15 protein-coding genes and 2 pseudogenes are annotated in these 15,636 nt (G+C 64.5%); 7 read left to right on the plus strand and 10 right to left on the minus strand.

Annotated elements, in window-relative coordinates; translation table 11 throughout:
- Window positions 1-158: 158 nt before the first annotated feature.
- Window positions 159-734 (plus strand): SecDF P1 head subdomain-containing protein, encoded by a 576-nt coding sequence (locus SKC41_RS19055; protein ID WP_330979240.1) that lies wholly within the window; start codon window positions 159-161, stop codon window positions 732-734.
- Window positions 731-1,554 (plus strand): annotated as a pseudogene (locus tag SKC41_RS19060) (sugar phosphate isomerase/epimerase family protein). The gene SKC41_RS19055 and the pseudogene SKC41_RS19060 overlap by 4 nt, the downstream one beginning before the upstream one ends.
- A gap of 3 nt (window positions 1,555-1,557) precedes the next feature.
- On the opposite strand, the gene SKC41_RS19065 reads toward SKC41_RS19060, so the two are convergent.
- From SKC41_RS19065 to SKC41_RS19080, 4 genes and pseudogenes are all read right to left on the minus strand, one after another.
- Entirely contained in the window at window positions 1,558-2,547 is a 990-nt protein-coding gene (locus tag SKC41_RS19065; protein WP_330979241.1) for a Gfo/Idh/MocA family protein, read from the minus strand.
- Window positions 2,548-2,852: 305 nt separating this feature from the next.
- Entirely contained in the window at window positions 2,853-3,833 is a 981-nt protein-coding gene (locus SKC41_RS19070) for an alpha/beta fold hydrolase (protein WP_330979242.1), read from the minus strand.
- A gap of 200 nt (window positions 3,834-4,033) precedes the next feature.
- Window positions 4,034-4,114, minus strand: a pseudogene (locus tag SKC41_RS19075) (FAD-dependent monooxygenase); the annotation flags it as partial.
- Between the two features lie 28 nt (window positions 4,115-4,142).
- Window positions 4,143-5,765 carry an arylsulfatase gene (locus tag SKC41_RS19080; protein WP_330979243.1) on the minus strand — a complete coding sequence of 541 codons (1,623 nt, stop codon included), beginning with the start codon at window positions 5,763-5,765 and terminating at the stop codon, window positions 4,143-4,145.
- A 95-nt stretch (window positions 5,766-5,860) separates the two neighbouring features.
- On the opposite strand from SKC41_RS19080, the gene SKC41_RS19085 reads away from it, so the two are divergent.
- A complete protein-coding gene (locus tag SKC41_RS19085; RefSeq protein ID WP_330979244.1) occupies window positions 5,861-6,880 on the plus strand; it encodes a nitronate monooxygenase in 1,020 nt (339 codons plus the stop codon).
- A gap of 19 nt (window positions 6,881-6,899) precedes the next feature.
- Here SKC41_RS19085 and SKC41_RS19090 read toward each other — a convergent pair whose 3' ends face one another.
- Both SKC41_RS19090 and SKC41_RS19095 read right to left on the minus strand, forming a co-directional pair.
- Window positions 6,900-7,124: a hypothetical protein gene (locus SKC41_RS19090; RefSeq protein ID WP_330979245.1), complete on the minus strand. Its 225-nt coding sequence runs from the start codon at window positions 7,122-7,124 to the stop codon at window positions 6,900-6,902.
- 112 nt (window positions 7,125-7,236) lie between these two features.
- On the minus strand, window positions 7,237-8,058 hold the full coding sequence (locus SKC41_RS19095; protein ID WP_330979558.1) for a class I SAM-dependent methyltransferase: 822 nt from the start codon (window positions 8,056-8,058) through the stop codon (window positions 7,237-7,239).
- Between the two features lie 215 nt (window positions 8,059-8,273).
- On the opposite strand from SKC41_RS19095, the gene SKC41_RS19100 reads away from it, so the two are divergent.
- Window positions 8,274-8,624: a hypothetical protein gene (locus SKC41_RS19100; protein ID WP_330979246.1), complete on the plus strand. Its 351-nt coding sequence runs from the start codon at window positions 8,274-8,276 to the stop codon at window positions 8,622-8,624.
- 4 nt (window positions 8,625-8,628) lie between these two features.
- Here the strand turns inward: SKC41_RS19100 and SKC41_RS19105 are convergent, their stop codons facing one another.
- The 3 genes from SKC41_RS19105 to SKC41_RS19115 are packed head-to-tail and all read right to left on the minus strand — an operon-like array spanning window position 8,629 to window position 12,327.
- On the minus strand, window positions 8,629-9,897 hold the full coding sequence (locus SKC41_RS19105) for an amidohydrolase family protein (RefSeq protein ID WP_330979247.1): 1,269 nt from the start codon (window positions 9,895-9,897) through the stop codon (window positions 8,629-8,631).
- 47 nt (window positions 9,898-9,944) lie between these two features.
- Window positions 9,945-10,718, minus strand: a complete 774-nt coding sequence (locus SKC41_RS19110; RefSeq protein ID WP_330979248.1) for a class II aldolase/adducin family protein — start codon at window positions 10,716-10,718, stop codon at window positions 9,945-9,947.
- Window positions 10,705-12,327, minus strand: a complete 1,623-nt coding sequence (locus tag SKC41_RS19115) for a class I adenylate-forming enzyme family protein (RefSeq protein WP_330979249.1) — start codon at window positions 12,325-12,327, stop codon at window positions 10,705-10,707. The genes SKC41_RS19110 and SKC41_RS19115 overlap by 14 nt, the downstream gene beginning before the upstream one ends.
- A gap of 552 nt (window positions 12,328-12,879) precedes the next feature.
- On the opposite strand from SKC41_RS19115, the gene SKC41_RS19120 reads away from it, so the two are divergent.
- Window positions 12,880-13,422: a hypothetical protein gene (locus SKC41_RS19120; protein WP_330979250.1), complete on the plus strand. Its 543-nt coding sequence runs from the start codon at window positions 12,880-12,882 to the stop codon at window positions 13,420-13,422.
- A 170-nt stretch (window positions 13,423-13,592) separates the two neighbouring features.
- The gene (locus SKC41_RS19125) at window positions 13,593-13,817 is read left to right on the plus strand and encodes a hypothetical protein (RefSeq protein WP_330979251.1); all 225 of its coding nucleotides are present in this window, start codon (window positions 13,593-13,595) and stop codon (window positions 13,815-13,817) included.
- A 135-nt stretch (window positions 13,818-13,952) separates the two neighbouring features.
- Here SKC41_RS19125 and SKC41_RS19130 read toward each other — a convergent pair whose 3' ends face one another.
- On the minus strand, window positions 13,953-14,693 hold the full coding sequence (locus SKC41_RS19130) for an SDR family oxidoreductase (RefSeq protein WP_330979252.1): 741 nt from the start codon (window positions 14,691-14,693) through the stop codon (window positions 13,953-13,955).
- 96 nt (window positions 14,694-14,789) lie between these two features.
- On the opposite strand from SKC41_RS19130, the gene SKC41_RS19135 reads away from it, so the two are divergent.
- Entirely contained in the window at window positions 14,790-15,635 is an 846-nt protein-coding gene (locus SKC41_RS19135; protein WP_330979253.1) for a DMT family transporter, read from the plus strand.
- Window position 15,636 lies beyond the last annotated feature (1 nt).

Here is a 15,636-nt window from a genome sequence, read left to right on the forward strand (position 1 = left end):
GATCTAAAGTGAACTTTCGCTGACGTGCAGCACGACCATACTCTATTTTCGTAGTGTCCGTAAAGCACGGCTCTCCAGTGCAACGGTGTCATCACGATTCACGCGAATTCTGGCGTCGTGGGCGACAACGAGCGCTCGACCTACTTTGCTTGAGTTCGATGCCCGCCACCACAACCGTCCGGCTGACCAGCGCCATCCTGCTCGGCGCGCTGGCGTGCGGCTGCCACGCGGCGCAGCACGCGACCGCACCCACCACGTCGACCAGCGCCGCCGCCTCGGCGCCCCCGCCCGTACCGCCGGTGGTTCGGATTGCGCCGTTGCCGGTCCGGCCGGTCGAGAAATCGCAACCGACCTCACCCGACAAGTGCCCCGCGACGAATCCGGCGGCCCCGGCGCCGCCGGGCAGCGTCCTGGTCACCTGCGACCTCGCCCGGACCACCCGGTATACGCTGGGACCGGAAACGATGCGACTCGAGCTGACGCACGTGGACGCACCCAAGCCGCTGACAGCGGACTTCTATCAAGTGATCCTGACGATGGACCCGGCGTCGGAGACGGCATGGGCGGCATTCACCGCGGCGCATCTGCACGCCCACGTCGCCTTCGTCCGCGACGATTTAGTCCTGGAGGCGCCGATGATCGAGCATCAGGTCAGCTCCGGGCAGATCGCGCTGACGACCCAAACTGCCCCGGCGGCCGCCCAGTTGGCGCAATTGGCGGGCCGTCCGGCATGACCGAACTGGCTATCGGCTTTCTCAATGGATTCGGCCTTCCGCCAATAGAGTTCGTCGATCTGGCCGCGGATCTTGGCTGCCGCTACATCTCCGCAGTGGTGCGGGGCGCGCCCTTGGTGCCACTCGGCTATCCGCCCTTTTCACTCACGGACGACCCCGCGCTGCGACGCGACGTCCTCGCCGCGATGCAGCAGCGAGGTGTGTCCGCATCCTCGGTGATGGCTTCCTGGTGCTGCCGAATACCGAAACCCGTTCTTTCAGTGCGGATCTCGATGTAATGGCCGAACTGGGAGTGCCCCGAATCAACGTCGTCAGTCTGGATCCCGATCTCGACCGCACCTTCGACCAGTTCGCGGCTCTGACCGAGCTCGCCGCCGAGCGCAGCATCCAGACCGTCGTCGAGCCGGTTCCCGGGCTGACCGTGGGGGATCTGCCCACCGCGCTGGCCGCACGAGAATACGTCGGCCGACCGGACTTTCGATTGCTGATAGATACCATGCATCTGGTGCGCTCGGGTTCCAGCGCCGCCGAACTCGCGGCCGTCGACCCCGAATACATCGGCTACGCCCAACTGAACGACACGACACTGCGGCCGCGCCTGGATAACTATATGGAAGAAGCCATGTTCGAACGCATGGTCCCCGGCGAAGGCGAACTTCCGCTCATCGACCTCCTGTCCGTGCTTCCGTCCGAGATCGTGCTCGAAATCGAAGTACCCAGGCGGTCATTGGCGTTGGCCGGGGTCAGCCCGATCGACCGGGTGCGCCCATGCGTCGAGGCAGCACGCCGGCTGTTGGCCGAAATCGGCCGCCAGCCTTGACTTTCAGCTCGGTTCACGAAGCGGCAGACCCGCCGCGCGATAGATATTGTCGATGACGGTCATGTTCTCGATCGCGTCCTGCGCGGTGGTTTTCACCGGCTCGCCGCGAAGCACCGCCGCGGCGAACGCATCGAGCTGGTAGGCGTAGGAGGCGCGGCGCGGAAAACTCTCCACCCGGTTGTCGTCTGAGGTTCGAACCGAGAGCCGATGGAACATCTGTGGCATCGCGGGATTGAGCAGATGGAGCTGGCCGCGTTCGCCGACCACTTTGGCACTGATATCGAAAAGGCGCCGCGACCACATCGAGCACCGGACCCGGCCGGTGTGTCCGCCGGCGAACCGCAGCTCGGCCGTCATCGCCCGGTCGATCTGAGGATTATGCAGTTTCGCTTGCGCCGAAACGACTTCCGGAGTCGAACCGCCGAACGTACGAACCATGTGGACCGTGTAGCAGCCCGCATCCATCGTCGCACCGCCGGCCAGGGCGTAGTTGTACCGGATGTCGGAGAACCTGGGCAGCGGGAAACACAGCGTTGCTTCCACGTGCTTGAGCTTGCCCAGTTCCCCCGAAGCGATGATCTGCTCGGCCCGTAAGGTCTGCGGATGGTAGCGATAGTGGAAGGCTTCCATCACCACTCGATCCGACTGCGCAGCCAGCCCGGCGATCTCGCGGGCTTCGGCGGCGTTGGCGGTAAACGGTTTTTCACACAGCACGTGTTTACCGGCGGCCAGCGCGGCTCGGGTCCACTTGCCGTGCAACCCGTTTGGCAGCGGGTTGTAGATGGCGTCGAGATCCGGGTCGGCGATCAGCGCGGCGTAGTCGTCGTGCACCCGGGCGATGCCGTGCTTGGCAGCGAAAGCTCGAGCACGCGCGCCATCGCGTGCGGCCACCGCGGCGACCACGACCTCGGCGTTGTTCTTGGCGGGTTTGATCAGCGCCATCGGTGCTATCGCGGCGGCACCCAAGATGCCGATCCGCAGGTGTTCAGCCATGAACCCGACGCTACCGACGGGCCAAGGCCGGGGCGCGCTCGGGTCGGACGCCGACACCGATGAAATAGCGGGGATGAAGGACAGCCGATGCCATGGCGACACTTTCCGAACTTGGGCCTGTGTTGATCAGCAGGCTTCGCCACATCGCCCCACAAATCCTGGAAGGTCTCTCGAACTATGACTTTTTGACCCCGACGCCGACGGCGAACTACACCACGAGGCTGGCGCGCTGAGTTGCGGGACGTGGGGTGACTGACGCCAACGCGGCGCCGGCCTGGTGAATTTCAACCGGATTGGCTCAATGATTACTTTTCTTCGGTGTCCGCGGATATGGATCTTAGCGTGGGGCGCAGCGCTCGAGTAGGTTCCGTTAGCGTCCTGTGAAGAACTTCGCCCAGGTCGATATAGAAATCGTTTTCCAACGGCGGCGGATTTGTCGGTTGGAAGAGGATGTACCAGACGTGTGACCACTCGGATTCTGGAATGTCGGATGGCCTGTCTGGTTTGGCATATACGTAGTAATAGTGGCTGCATTGCAGGTTATGTTTTGTGGGAGTATCCGCGTCTGGGTAGCCGATGAGACCGAGGGGAATGTACGTGTTCCACTCTGCCGAGAACGGGAGTGCTTGGTCAAAGGTGCTCCAGTAGGCCGTCAAATCGTCACACTTGCTCAAAAAATTCCTGAGAGTTTGACTCCCGTCGAGGTAATTCCGTTGATCGTCGTCCGCTGCAGCCATCAGCACACGACCGATCCTGACGGCACTCGCCGCCTGGAAAGTAGCCTGCGTTACGTAGGCCCCCATGGAGTGAGCAAACAGGTGAATGTTCTTGGCGTCGAAATGGTAGAGGAGGAGTTGTAGACACTCGTCTAGGAGCCTCGGCCTCGACGGCGACGCAATCTGGGTAGCTTTTGCCCTGTCTGTCATGTACTTCTCTTTCGGTATGACCTTAGAGTTTGCGGCGGGCCAATCGAAGCTCACAAGAGAGACGTCGGACGGGAGGTAATCCTTGATGGACTTGTGTCGTTCGAGGGCCGTGTCGGCGTCGACGTCGAAGCCGTGCACGAATACCAGCACGTTTTCGTTGGTGGCGCGCAATCGATGTAGCCACTGATCCGGGTGAATGGCGTCGTTTTTAAGGTTGTATGCCGACTTGTCTGGCGCGAGGTCGATGTACTTCGTGTCGCCGATATCAGTACCGGGCTTTCCTCCACCAACGTCATTGCGCAAGCTGATCAAGTAATTGTTGGTCACGTCTTTTCCGGAAATCGGCGAATGTTCACTCATAGCAACCTCAACTTCCCATTGATCGGTTGCATCGACGTCCCCCTCCGCTAGATGCAGACCGGGTTGACTTCAGGGGCCACACGTTAGCGACGTGAAGTGAAATGTCAAGACCGCATTGCGGCGGCGCCGATCCAACAACCCACCCGTTTGACGAAGTAGTCGTAGTTAGGCACTGAAGTTCACCTCCGGCCGTGGCAGCACCCGAAACGCGCCAGCAGCCGCCCAAGTACCATTCCGGCCGGCCCGCCGCCGATCACCACGCAGGTTGTCGTTTCAGTCATCCCCCGTTGAAATCCGTTGGCTCCGTGGTTATCCGAGCAATTGCGGGTCCACGTCGTACACCGAAATCGGCTCCGTGAGCACCCCGTTCTCCTCGACATAGCGATCCCACAACGCGAGAAGCTCGGCCAGCTTGTCGGGATGGGTGGCCGCGAGGTCGTGGATCTCACCCCGGTCGCAAGAAAGGTCGTAGAGTTGCCACGCGCCCGGCCCGTAGGGCGGGGGCAGATAGAGGGCTTTCCAGTCGCCTTGACGGATCGCGCGGCGGCCGAACAATTCCCAGCCGGTGCCTGTCTCACCAGGGTGGACCGCCTCGGCGTCGCACGACAGGTACGGCACCAGCGAGCGGCCGAGCATCGGCTCGACGTCGCGGTCGCGGTAGGAGGTGCCCGGATGTTCGACGCCGGCCAGTTCCAGCACGGTGGGAGCGATGTCCATGACGGTCGCGAACGCGGTGCCGATCGCGTCCTGGCGCGCGAAGCCCGGCCAGGTGACGAAACCCACCACCCGGATACCGCCCTCAGTGGTGAACGCCTTATGTAATCGCGAGGGTGCCGTGGCCGCCTGTGCCCAGCGGGGTCCGTACCAGATGAACGATGTCGGCCGGCCCAGGTTCTCCAGGCTGTTGTCACAGTTCTTTTCGATCTGCGCGACGATCTGGGGGCCGCGCAGCGGCATCGCTTCGACGATCGCGCCCTCGGCACCGTTGTCGGACATGAACATCACGACGGTGTTGTCCAGCTCACCGGTCTCGGCCAGGTAGTCGATCACCCGGCCGATGTTCCAGTCCATCCGGTCCACCATGCCGGCGTAGACCTCCATGGAGCGGGCCGAAATCGCGCGCTCCTCGTCCGTCATATCGGCCCACTCCGGCGCGCCATCGGCGACGACCGGATGCGGCTCGACATCGGGCGCACAGAGCCCGAGGCGCTTAAGCGACGCCAACCGCTCCTCGCGCAACGCATCCGGGCCCGCGTCGTAGCGGCCGCGGTATTTGGCAACGGATTCGTCGGGTGCCTGCAGCGGCCAGTGCGGCGCCTGAAACGGCAGGTATGCGAAGAACGGCCGGTCTCGATCTTTGGGGTCGGCCGCGCGGTCGCGGAAGTAGCCGAGCAACGTGTCGGTGTAGGAGTCCGACGAGTAGAAGTCTTCGCCCACCGTGACGAACTGATCGTCTTCGGTGTAAAGCGTTGGCACCGGAGAGAATCCGCGGCCCGCAGCGCCGCCGTAGTGGCTGGCACCGGCTGGCAGCAACGCAAACGAACGCTCGAAACCCCTTGCCCAGGGCGATCTTTCAATCGTGTGGCCCAGATGCCATTTGCCCGACATCAGGGTGAAATAGCCGGCGTCGCGCAAGAGCTCCGGCAGCGCGACGACGCGGTCGTTGAGATAGCCCTCATAGCCGGGCGCACCCCGGAATCCGGGGATCGCGACTTCCAGCATCGTGCCGATACCGGCGACGTGGTGGTCGGTTCCGGTCATCAGCATCGCCCGGGTCGGCGAACAGGCCGGCGCGGAATGGAAATCGGTGAGCCTGATGCCGGCGTGGGCGAGACGGTCGAGGTTGGGCGTTTCGATTTCGCTGCCGAATGCACCGATGTCGGAAAACCCGAGGTCGTCTGCCAGGATCACCAAAAAGTTAGGCCGCTTCACGGTGAAGCATCCTGTCAGGTCCGGCACCCGAATGGAACGTTCGAGAACTGACTAGGCTCGATTCGGGAAAACACTGATCCCGGAGGGGCGCCCTAATGTTGGCAGATTTCGAGATGTCGATTCCGCTGGTTGCCGCGCCGATGTCGGGCGGCCCGACCACGCCGGCGATGGTGTCGGCGGCCACCGGGGCGGGCGGGCTGGGCATGCTCGCCGCGGGTTATAAGACGGTCGAGGCCGTCGAAGCCGAGCTCAAGACCGTGCGTGCCGAGGGAATCCCGTTCGGCATCAACCTGTTTGCACCTAACCCGGTGCCGGTCGACGCCGACAGCTACCGCGCTTACGCGGCGATCATCCAGAAGGAGGCCGACCAGTTCGGGCTCACCCTGCCTGCCGACCCCATCGAGGACACCGATCGGTTCGACGAGAAGATCGCGCTGCTGCTCGATGACCCTGTGCCGATGGTGTCCTTCACGTTCGGCATCCCGCCGCGCAGCGTGATCGCCGCGCTGCAGCGGGCCAAAACCGTGGTGGTTCAAACGGTGACGACGTCGCAGGAGGCGGTGCAAGCCCGGGATGCCGGCGTGGACATGCTGGCCTTACAGGCAGCCGTCGCCGGAGGGCATTCCGGCACCCTCACACCGCTACGACCAGTGCAGCCGGTCCCGATCGTGGACCTGGTCAGACAGGTCACCGCGACGGTGCCGCTGCCGGTGCTGGCCGCCGGTGGGCTGGCGACACCCGATGCGGTGGCCGACGTGATCCGGGCGGGGGCCGCCGCGGCCGTCGTCGGCACCGTGCTGCTGCGCGCCACCGAAAGCGGTGCGTCGGCAACCCACCAGGCTGCCCTGACCGATCCCGCTCGGACCGAAACGGTGTTGACCCATGCCTTCACCGGGCGCCCCGCCCGCGGACTGCGCAACACGTTCATCGACGACCACGAGGACCAAGCGCCGTTCGGCTATCCCGCGATTCACTACTTGACCAGCCCGCTGCGCAAAGCCGCCGCGGCGGCGGGCAAGCCCGACTATGTCCACCTGTGGGCAGGAACGGGATACCGGCACGCCACCGCCGAACCCACCGCGGACATTCTGCGGCGGCTTGCTTCCAATCTGTGACAGCCGGCGACTGCCGGACTCAGTTGCTCAGGTAGAGGTACCAGAGACCATCGGAATGCTGGACACAGGAAAAGTGAGTCCAGGTACCGGGGTGGACGACCTCGACGTGCGGGCCGTCCGCCATGCACCCAGCCTCCGTCGCATAGTTGCCTTCGACGAGGATCTCATCCGCGTTGCTGACACCCACGCCGGTGGTCATCGTGGCCGAAAAAGCCAATATACCTGCAGCGATCAATTTTTTCATTGAATGCCCTCTCGTCGCATCCGCCCGCTGGGTTCCGACGCCAGGGTTTGCTGAGCCTCGACGTTACCGACTGGGAATCGTCGACGCAACCAACCGTGAGGTCGCCGAAGCCCTAGAACGTAAATCGGTTCAGCGTGTCGTAGGGGCCGAACGGCGAGGCATTGAAGAATCGGTAGATCCACCGCACGACGGTGCTGTCGATCTTTTCGTAGCCGGCCTGTGCCGGTGTCTGTTCGACGAATCGCAGCCTTGGATTCCACGTTTCGATGTCGCGCGCGTTGCCGATCCCCCACTTGATGATGCCCCGGGTTAGCACTTTCGAGAGCAACGGCGCCAGCGCGGAGAGGGTGTCGAATTGCAGCTCTCCGCGATCGAATCGGTCCAGCACGCGTGCGAACAGCTGGCGGACGCCACTCTCGTCTACGTACATCAGCAGGCCCTCGGCGACGACGAGTGTCGGGTGGCCGGTGGGAATCTGATCGAGCCAACTCAGCTCGGTGACCGACGAGCCGATCATCTTGTAGCGCTCGGTTTCGTCGTAAAGCCGCCGGCGAAGCTCGATGACGCTCGGCTGGTCGAGGTCGAACCACAGCACCGCGGGCGGTACGTCGAGGCGAAAGGCCCGGCCGTCGAGGCCAGCGCCCAGGTGCAAGACGACCGCGTCGGGGTGGTGCGAAAGGAAATCGGCGCACCACACGTCGAGCTGCTTCGCGCGCAGGACGACCAGGTACTGATTGGACGCCGGCAACGAGTTCCGGTGTATGCGTTTGAAGTCGTAGTCGATCCGGTCGACGGCTTCCGCAGCGGCATGGTCACCGAGAATCGGCCGCCGGGACCGGCTTTCGTGGGCCCGCAGATACAGCGTCACCAGGTTCGTCCACTCCACCGAGCCCCAGCGGACCGAACTGAAATCAACCTTGCCCGTCGTCACAATGCCCTCCTGCCCCCTCGGTTAGCGGCCTACCGATAGCGAAGCGCATCCGGCCCATGATGGCCACCCCCGAAGTACTCGACCGGGCAAACAAGCTGGTCGCGGTCTGCAGCGCCTCGAATCAGAGTTCGCCCGTCCGACCGACCCGGTGCTCCGAAGAACTATCGAGCAACGGTTGTGGCGGGCGACACCCGCTAGGTCTGGAAGGGGGCCGCTCGATGCGACAGGTGACGTTCAAAATGGTTGCCGCTGGCGACGGTTCACCGCCGACCTCAACCGGATACTGCTACTACCTGGTGGCCCACGCGCTCGCGACGGTCTTGCTGCTGATGACCCTGGTTGCCGCGATATGGCAATTCATGGACTGGGTCGTGACGCCGTCGTGTCTGGCAGCCAGTTCAGGGTCGTCGTCAGCGGTGGCGGTGGCTGCGGGGACCACCGCACCGCTGACCGACAAGCCTTTACCCACCGCCGCGTCGATCTCATTGGGCACCGCGGCACGGACCGAAACTGTGGCCGGTTTCAAGGCCGACTCCGGTGACTGCCCCTGCCCGAAGAGTGCCAAGTGAGCCCTCAGAACGCCTCGGGATCATGCTGGACGGCCGTCGGCACCGGATGCTGGTACAAGCGCGAAGCGTTCTCCCAGGTGAACTTGCGGATCGCGTCCGGCGGCAGATCGCCGATCTCCTCGTGGATCGTTTGTTGAGTGTGCGGCCAAGTGGAGTCGCAGTGCGGGTAGTCGGCTTCGAGCATGATGTTGTCCATGCCGATTCGGTCGCGTTGTACGAACGACGACTTGTCCTCCACCGCGCAGAACCAGAAGTTGCGGGTGAAAACCTCTGCGGGAGTGAGCTTCTCCCCCAGTGCCTGCCAGGTGCCGTACATAGCGTGGTAGCTGAGCATGTGATCGAGGCGATCGAGCAGGCCTGCCACCCAGCCGATTCCGCCTTCGGACAAACAGATCTTGAGATCCGGGAACCTGCTTGGTAATCCGGAGTACAACCAGTCCACGGCAGCCGAGATGGCGTAGGCGAAGAACAGCACACCCTGTACGTCCGGCGGAGCGTCCTCGGTAGTCGACGGCGACGAACCCGACGATCCGATATGCAGATTCACCACCGTTTCGGTCTCGGCGCATGCCGCCATGATCGGATCCCAGTGTCCTGAATGAATACTCGGCAACCCGAGCATGGCGGGGTTCTCGCTGAACGTCACCGCGTGAAAGCCACGCGCGGCGTTCTCATGGATCATCTTGGCGCCCAGCTCGGGGTCCAGCAGCCAGGGCAGCTGGCAGGGAATGATTCGTTCCGGATACGACCCGGCCCACACCTCGAGGTGCCAGTCGTTCCACGCCCGGACCGAGGCCAGTGCCAGATCGCGATCCTTGGTCACCTGCTGCAACCGCTGGCCGGCGAAGCCGGGCAGAAACGACGGAAAATTCAGCGACGCGTAGATACCGTTGAGGTCCATGTCCTTGACGCGATCATGAATATCCCATGCGCCCCTGCGCATTTCGTCGAATCGGACCGGCTCGAAGCCGTACTCGGCCACTGGGCGCCCGACCACAGCGTTGAACCCGACGTTGGGCAGTTCCTGATTGTCGTAGACCCAGGTTTGTCCGCCGCTGTCGGTGTCGACGACCCGCGGCGCTCGGTCGGCGAACTTTCGGGGCAGCCGGCCGGTGAAGGTATCCGGGGGTTCGACGATGTGGTCGTCGACCGAGATCACCGTGTAGCGGCGCGGTGAACGCGGCGGGTCCGGCAGAAACGTGACCGAGCGCTCGTCGCCGGTCTTGGCCGTCGTGAAACTCAGATTCGAGGCCAGCTCGTCAATTGATTTCATGGCCGGCAATCTCCTTGCGCGTCGGTCGGTGGTGATGCCTGCCGGGCTCAGCTGAGTACATCGGGATCCGCTTTGATCGTCATCCGCGCCGCACCGGCCCAATACACGTCGGCGGCGCGCTCGATCAGGGATCGCTGCATGCCCGCCATGTCAGCCCAGTTCATCGCCACCGGCTCCTTGCCGGTGAGCATGACGTCGTAGGCCAGCTTGCACACCCGCTCGATCGATGCCGCCCGGTACACCGCCTCGGGCAGGTTCCGACCGGTCGCGATGACGCCGTGGTTGGCCAGAATCGTCAGGTTGGCGCCGCCGATACGTGCCGCGAGATCGGCTGCCCGGTTGGCGCTGTCGATCTCACCGTCGTATTCGCCGACGAGGCACAGGTCGTCCAGGAACAGAGCGCCGGTCTGATGCACCAACTCGGGTAACCTGCCCAGCGCCGCGAGCACACAGACGTAGTACGGGTGATTGTGAACGACCACCCGGGCGTCCTCGCGGACCCGGTGCAGCTCGGTGTGGATGTGGATGGCCGGGGTGACGTCCCACCGACCGCGGACCACTCGAGCTTCGCTATCTACCAGGCAGATATCGGATGCGGTGAGTTCCTGCCACCACAGACCCCAAGGATTGACCAACATGTCGGTTTGCCCGTCGAGCTGCCAGGTGATGTGTCCGGCCATGTTCTCGGAGAACCCGATGCCGGCTAGATGCCGGAAGGCCACGGCGAGCGCCTGCTCGTTCGACAGGTCGACACCGATGGGGGGCACCGCCGACGGCGCCCACACCTGCAGGCCACCTCGTCGTGGATTAGGCGTGTTCATGTTCGGCCTCCATCCTTGCTCGAATATCTTGGCGGAGATCGCCTTTGGCGATCTTTCCGCCGGACGACCGGGGTATTTCGTCGACGACGATGAGGCGTTCGGGCAGCAGTTCCTTGGAAACCCCCAGTGCCAGCAGATGGCTGACGAGTGCGGGCAGGTCGAGGGTCGCGGAGTCGGCGAGTTCGGCGTAGAGGCAGACCCTTTCGCCGAACACCGGATCCGGCATCGCCACCGCCGCGGCGAGGGCAATTGCGGGGTGAGTCATCACGGCGTCCTCGACCTGCGCTGCGCTGATGTTCTTGCCGGCCCGCAGAATGAAGTCGGACGTTCGGCCGGTGATGGTCAGGTAGCCCTCGGCGTCGAGCTCGCAGATATCGCCCATCAACATCCAGCCGTCGCGAGTGAACAGCTTGTCGTGGTCGGTACCCCCGAGATAGCCGAGGCTGGTCGCCGGGCCTCGACATGCCGGCTGACCCCGACCCGTCGCGGTGACGTCTTGATCCCCGTCGAAGAGCCGGACCGCCATTTCGGGAACGATCCGGCCGCCGGTGCGCAGTCGACGATCCCGCGGGTCGTCCACGGTTGTCGCACTGAGCAGGCCGGTTTCATTCGAGCCATAGAACTGCAGGATCTTCGCGCCGGTGAGCTCTTCGAATTCGGCCGCCGGCCGGTACGGAATCGCCTCACCGCCGGTGAAAACGACGCGCAGCGAGCTCAGGTCGTAGTCGCGGGACGCGCGGTCGGCCATCAGCATCGTCAATTGCGAGCTGACGCAACATAATACGGTCACGTTGTGCCGGGCTATCGCCTCACACGCCGCGGGCGCGGTGAAGCGATCCAGGATCACCGCGCTGGCGCCGAGATAGATCGGGGTGGTGTGGCTGGTCCATATACCGAAGCCGAAAGGCATGGGGATGACCGGCAGGAACACGTCGTCGGCGGTCAACAGCCCGTTGGAGACGGCCTTCTGGTGAAAGTAATGCCACCGATTCTGCGTATGCACTACACACTTGGGCAGGCCGGTGGTCCCCGACGTGGAGTTGATCAGGAAGACGTCGTCGGGACCGAGTTGAGATTCCGCGGCGACCGTGTTGGGACGCACGTCGCTGTTCAGGCGCGGCGCTGCGGCATCCTTGCTCAGGATCAGCAGGGACACCGATGACTCTGTGGCGGCCCGGGCCGCGTCATCGCTGTGCTTGGGGTCGCTGATCAGGATCTTCGGCGCGGCGTTGCGTAGCAGCGCCCCGACCTCACGGGTGCCGGCGCGCGCGCCGATGCCGACGACGACGGCGCCACAACGCTCGATCCCAACGAACAGCACGTGGATCGCGCTGGAGTCGCCGTGCCACACCGCAATTCGGTCTCCGCGCGCGATGCCGATACCGGCCAGCTGGCCCGCCAAATTATCTGCCGCAGAATCGAATTCGCGCCATGTCAGTGAGGTGCCGGGTTCGTCGGAATAAGCAACGCGGTCCGGTGATCGTTCGGCGTTGCGCCGCACCGCGTCCGACAGCGTCGAGTCGGACCACCATCCGGCCGCGCGGAACAGGGCCGGGTCCTCGTCGGTGAATGCCGGCGAGCCCACGGTATCCAGTTCACCGGCGCTCATTACCAAATGATAGGAAAGCTATGCGCGAATCGGTTGGCGGGCCGAAATTGCGCTATCCGGCTACGGATGTTGCGGCAACGGAAGAGGATCTCCCGGACCATGCACAAGCCGCGGGGGGTGCTTCGGGGGCGGCGGCCTGTCGGGATTGATCGGCCCACAGTTCAGGCCGGAAATACAGCCGCCACCGCCACCGACGGGTTTGACCCGCAGGGCGCCGCCACCATCCCCTGGCGGCGCGGGAACCACGGTCGACGAAGGCGTCGTCGCGCTGCGCTGCGACTGGTCAGGTGCGTCAATACCGCCGAACGCCAGGGCAAGTACGGCGGCACCAGCGCACAACGCGGCTGCCGTCCTGCCTATGTAGATCGCCACCCCATCCACAGTAACCTCTTCGCGCAAATCTGTTGGCCGACTACAGCCCGTGCGCCGGGACTAGCCCCGCAGCACTACCACACGCTGCGGCAAGAGTCCTGCCCGTGCGATTACGTACGTGCCGAATTTTAGACGTTGTGCGGCATGCTGTGTAGAGCCACAGCCGAGGGGACGGTCGTTATGGAAATCAGGCAATCTGCCCTGTCGTCGGGACTGCAAGGCAAACGACTCTGGCCGGGCGTGCTGTGCGGCGCGGCCGCGGGTGCCGCGGGCACCACCACGCTGAATGTCATCACCTACCTCGACATCGCGGTGCGGGGCCGTCCGACCAGCAGTACACCGGAACGAACCGTCGAAGCCATGGCGAGGCTGTTCGGCCTCACGGTTCCCGGCAGCGGCGACGTGCTCGCCAACCGGATCTCGGGCCTCGGCGCCCTCACCGGGTATGCCGCGGGCATTGGCATGGGCATCATCCTCGGGGTGGCGTATGCCCTGGGCTGGCGGCCCGGACTACTGGTCGCCACGCTGGTGGCATCGGTGATCGCCCTGGTGGGCACGAACGGACCGATGACCGTTCTCGGGGTCACCAACCCGCTCACCTGGAGTCCCGTCGACTGGATCAGCGATCTGATTCCGCATCTCGGCTACGGCATAGTCACCGCCCTGTTGCTGCACTACCTCGCACCACTGGGCGGGCCACCGGACGAAACGCACGCAGGCTGACGCGACAGCTCGTTCGCCATCTGACGCAGACGGATGGGCGGCGCGTGCACGGATGCTTTCTGTCCGCTGCGGTGTTCAACTTTGAAATCGAAGATGGCGTATGTCCGGAACGGGAAAGGATTACGGCACATGGCCGCAATCAACTGCCAAGGCTGGCCGGGACGGCTCGCGTGAGCACCGTAGAGGTCACCGGGCTGTTCGAGCATTATCGCTCATCCGGCCGTACCTTCACGGCCGGCGGCATTTCGTCGTTCGCCCTTGACGACGGCCCGCCGGACGCACCCCCGGTGGTATGCGTGCATGGCGTCCCATCCTCGGCTTACCTATACCGCAAGGTGGTACCGGCGATTGCCGCCAGCGGATTACGCGCCATTGCGACGGGCGCGCATTCCTGAAGATCATGCGCGGTTTCGAACTGAACACGCCGCGGGCGTGACAGAGCCAATCCTGTTGCCGGGTAAGCACTTTCTACAAGAGGATTACCCTCAGGAGATCGCGGACGCGGTCACTCATTTCGCGACGAGTCACAGCTAACCCTGGATCGTGGGTCGGATGGTGATGTCCCCGATCTCCACATCGTCGGGCTGCTCGATCGCGAACGCGATGGCGCGTGCGACGGCATCCGGCGGAATACCGAAGTCGTTCATCGTGCGCCGGATCTGTTCGCGCAACGCCACATCGTCGATGGAGCTGTCGAGTTCGGTGTCGACGAAGCCCGGGGATATCGACGTCGTGCGCACCACGCCGTCGGTCGACTCTTGGCGCAGGCCTTCCATCACGGTGCGCACGGCGTTCTTGGTAGCCGCGTAAACCGCCATGGTGGGCACGATCTTCAGCCCGGCCGTCGACACCGTCGTCACGAAATGTCCGCGGGCCTGGCGGCGAAATACCGGGAGCGCCGCGGCGAATCCGTGCAACACCCCGCGCAGGTTGACGTCGATCATCGCCGCCCAACCGTCGACGTCGCGCTCCGAGATCGGGCCGATCTTGCTGATCCCGGCGTTGCTCACCAACACATCGAGTCGATCGAACTGATCGAGCGCGGTTCCGACGAGCCGCTCGAGGTCCTCGCGGCGGGTGACGTCGACTCGGCAGGTGCCAGCCTGTCCCCCGCGCTCGCGGATAGCCCCAGCGATCTCGTCAAGGCGTTCGACTCGTCGCGCACCGAGGATCAATCGTGCGCCGCGTTCGGCGAGCAGACGCGCGGTCGCCGCACCGATCCCGCTGCTCGCCCCGGTCACGGCCACAACCTTGCCTTCGATACCCGTCATCGCTGTCCCTTCGCACCCGTGAATTCCCCACCGCGCCAGTGTCTACCCGGATTCGGGATCGTCCGCCGCCCAACGAACTCGGCTACTGTCACCTCTGTGCTGATCGGATTCCTGCTCGCTCTGGGTTGTTCGGTGTGCTACGGCACCGCCTCGGTACTGCAGGCTGTCGCGGCGCGGTCGGTGGAATCGGGCGGCAAATCCGGTGTCGACGCGATGCTGCTGCTACGCGCCGTGCGGCAGTGGCGCTACATCGCGGGCATCGGCCTGGACGGCGTCGGCTTCCTGCTGCAGGTCGCGGCGCTTCGCCTGGTGCCGATCTACGTCGTCGCCGCAGCGCTGGCCGCCTCGATCGCGGTCACCGGCATCGTGTCGGCGTGGGTGCTCAAGGCTCGGCTGTCCAAGGCCGAGTGGACCGCGATCGGTGTTGTTTGCGTAAGCCTCTTCGCGCTCGCTTCTGCGGCCGGGCCAGGCCACTTCCGGCATGGGCCAGCCGGACTCGGCTGGGCGCTGATCGTCGTCGCCGCCGCCATCTTCCTCGTCGGCGCCGTCGCCGGCCGGTTGCCCGACCGCGAACGTGCGCTCGTCCTGGGCCTCGGCGCCGGAAGCGGATTCGGCGTCGTCGAGATCGGAGTGCGCCTGCTCGACGAGATCGATCCGACCAAGTCCGCGTTCTACGCCAGCCCGGCGCTGTACGCCGCGGCCGCAGGCGCCGCCGCGGGGTTTCTGTTGTTCACCTCCGCCCTGCAACGGGGATCGGTCACCACCACGGTGGCCGCGATGGTCGTCGGAGAAACCATCGCGCCGGCACTTGTCGGCGTGCTGTGGCTGGGTGACACGGCGCGGCCCGGTTGGGGGTGGTTGGTCGTCTTGGGATTCGTTGTGGCCGTAGGCGGCACGCTGGTCCTGGCCCGATTCGGCGAGGCGCCCAGTACCGCGGAGTGAG

The sequence above is a fragment of the Mycobacterium sp. 050128 genome, assembly GCF_036409155.1.
Taxonomy (GTDB): domain Bacteria; phylum Actinomycetota; class Actinomycetes; order Mycobacteriales; family Mycobacteriaceae; genus Mycobacterium.

Coding starts and splice junctions, on each gene's coding strand:
- SKC41_RS19100 (WP_330979246.1), top strand. CDS start 8,274: ATGCGACAGGTGACGTTCAAAATGGTTGCCGCTGGCGACGGTTCACCG.
- SKC41_RS19055 (WP_330979240.1), top strand. CDS start 159: ATGCCCGCCACCACAACCGTCCGGCTGACCAGCGCCATCCTGCTCGGC.
- SKC41_RS19115 (WP_330979249.1), bottom strand. CDS start 12,327: ATGAGCGCCGGTGAACTGGATACCGTGGGCTCGCCGGCATTCACCGAC.
- SKC41_RS19130 (WP_330979252.1), bottom strand. CDS start 14,693: ATGACGGGTATCGAAGGCAAGGTTGTGGCCGTGACCGGGGCGAGCAGC.
- SKC41_RS19105 (WP_330979247.1), bottom strand. CDS start 9,897: ATGAAATCAATTGACGAGCTGGCCTCGAATCTGAGTTTCACGACGGCC.
- SKC41_RS19120 (WP_330979250.1), top strand. CDS start 12,880: ATGGAAATCAGGCAATCTGCCCTGTCGTCGGGACTGCAAGGCAAACGA.
- SKC41_RS19065 (WP_330979241.1), bottom strand. CDS start 2,547: ATGGCTGAACACCTGCGGATCGGCATCTTGGGTGCCGCCGCGATAGCA.
- SKC41_RS19090 (WP_330979245.1), bottom strand. CDS start 7,124: ATGAAAAAATTGATCGCTGCAGGTATATTGGCTTTTTCGGCCACGATG.
- SKC41_RS19110 (WP_330979248.1), bottom strand. CDS start 10,718: ATGAACACGCCTAATCCACGACGAGGTGGCCTGCAGGTGTGGGCGCCG.
- SKC41_RS19070 (WP_330979242.1), bottom strand. CDS start 3,833: ATGAGTGAACATTCGCCGATTTCCGGAAAAGACGTGACCAACAATTAC.
- SKC41_RS19085 (WP_330979244.1), top strand. CDS start 5,861: ATGTTGGCAGATTTCGAGATGTCGATTCCGCTGGTTGCCGCGCCGATG.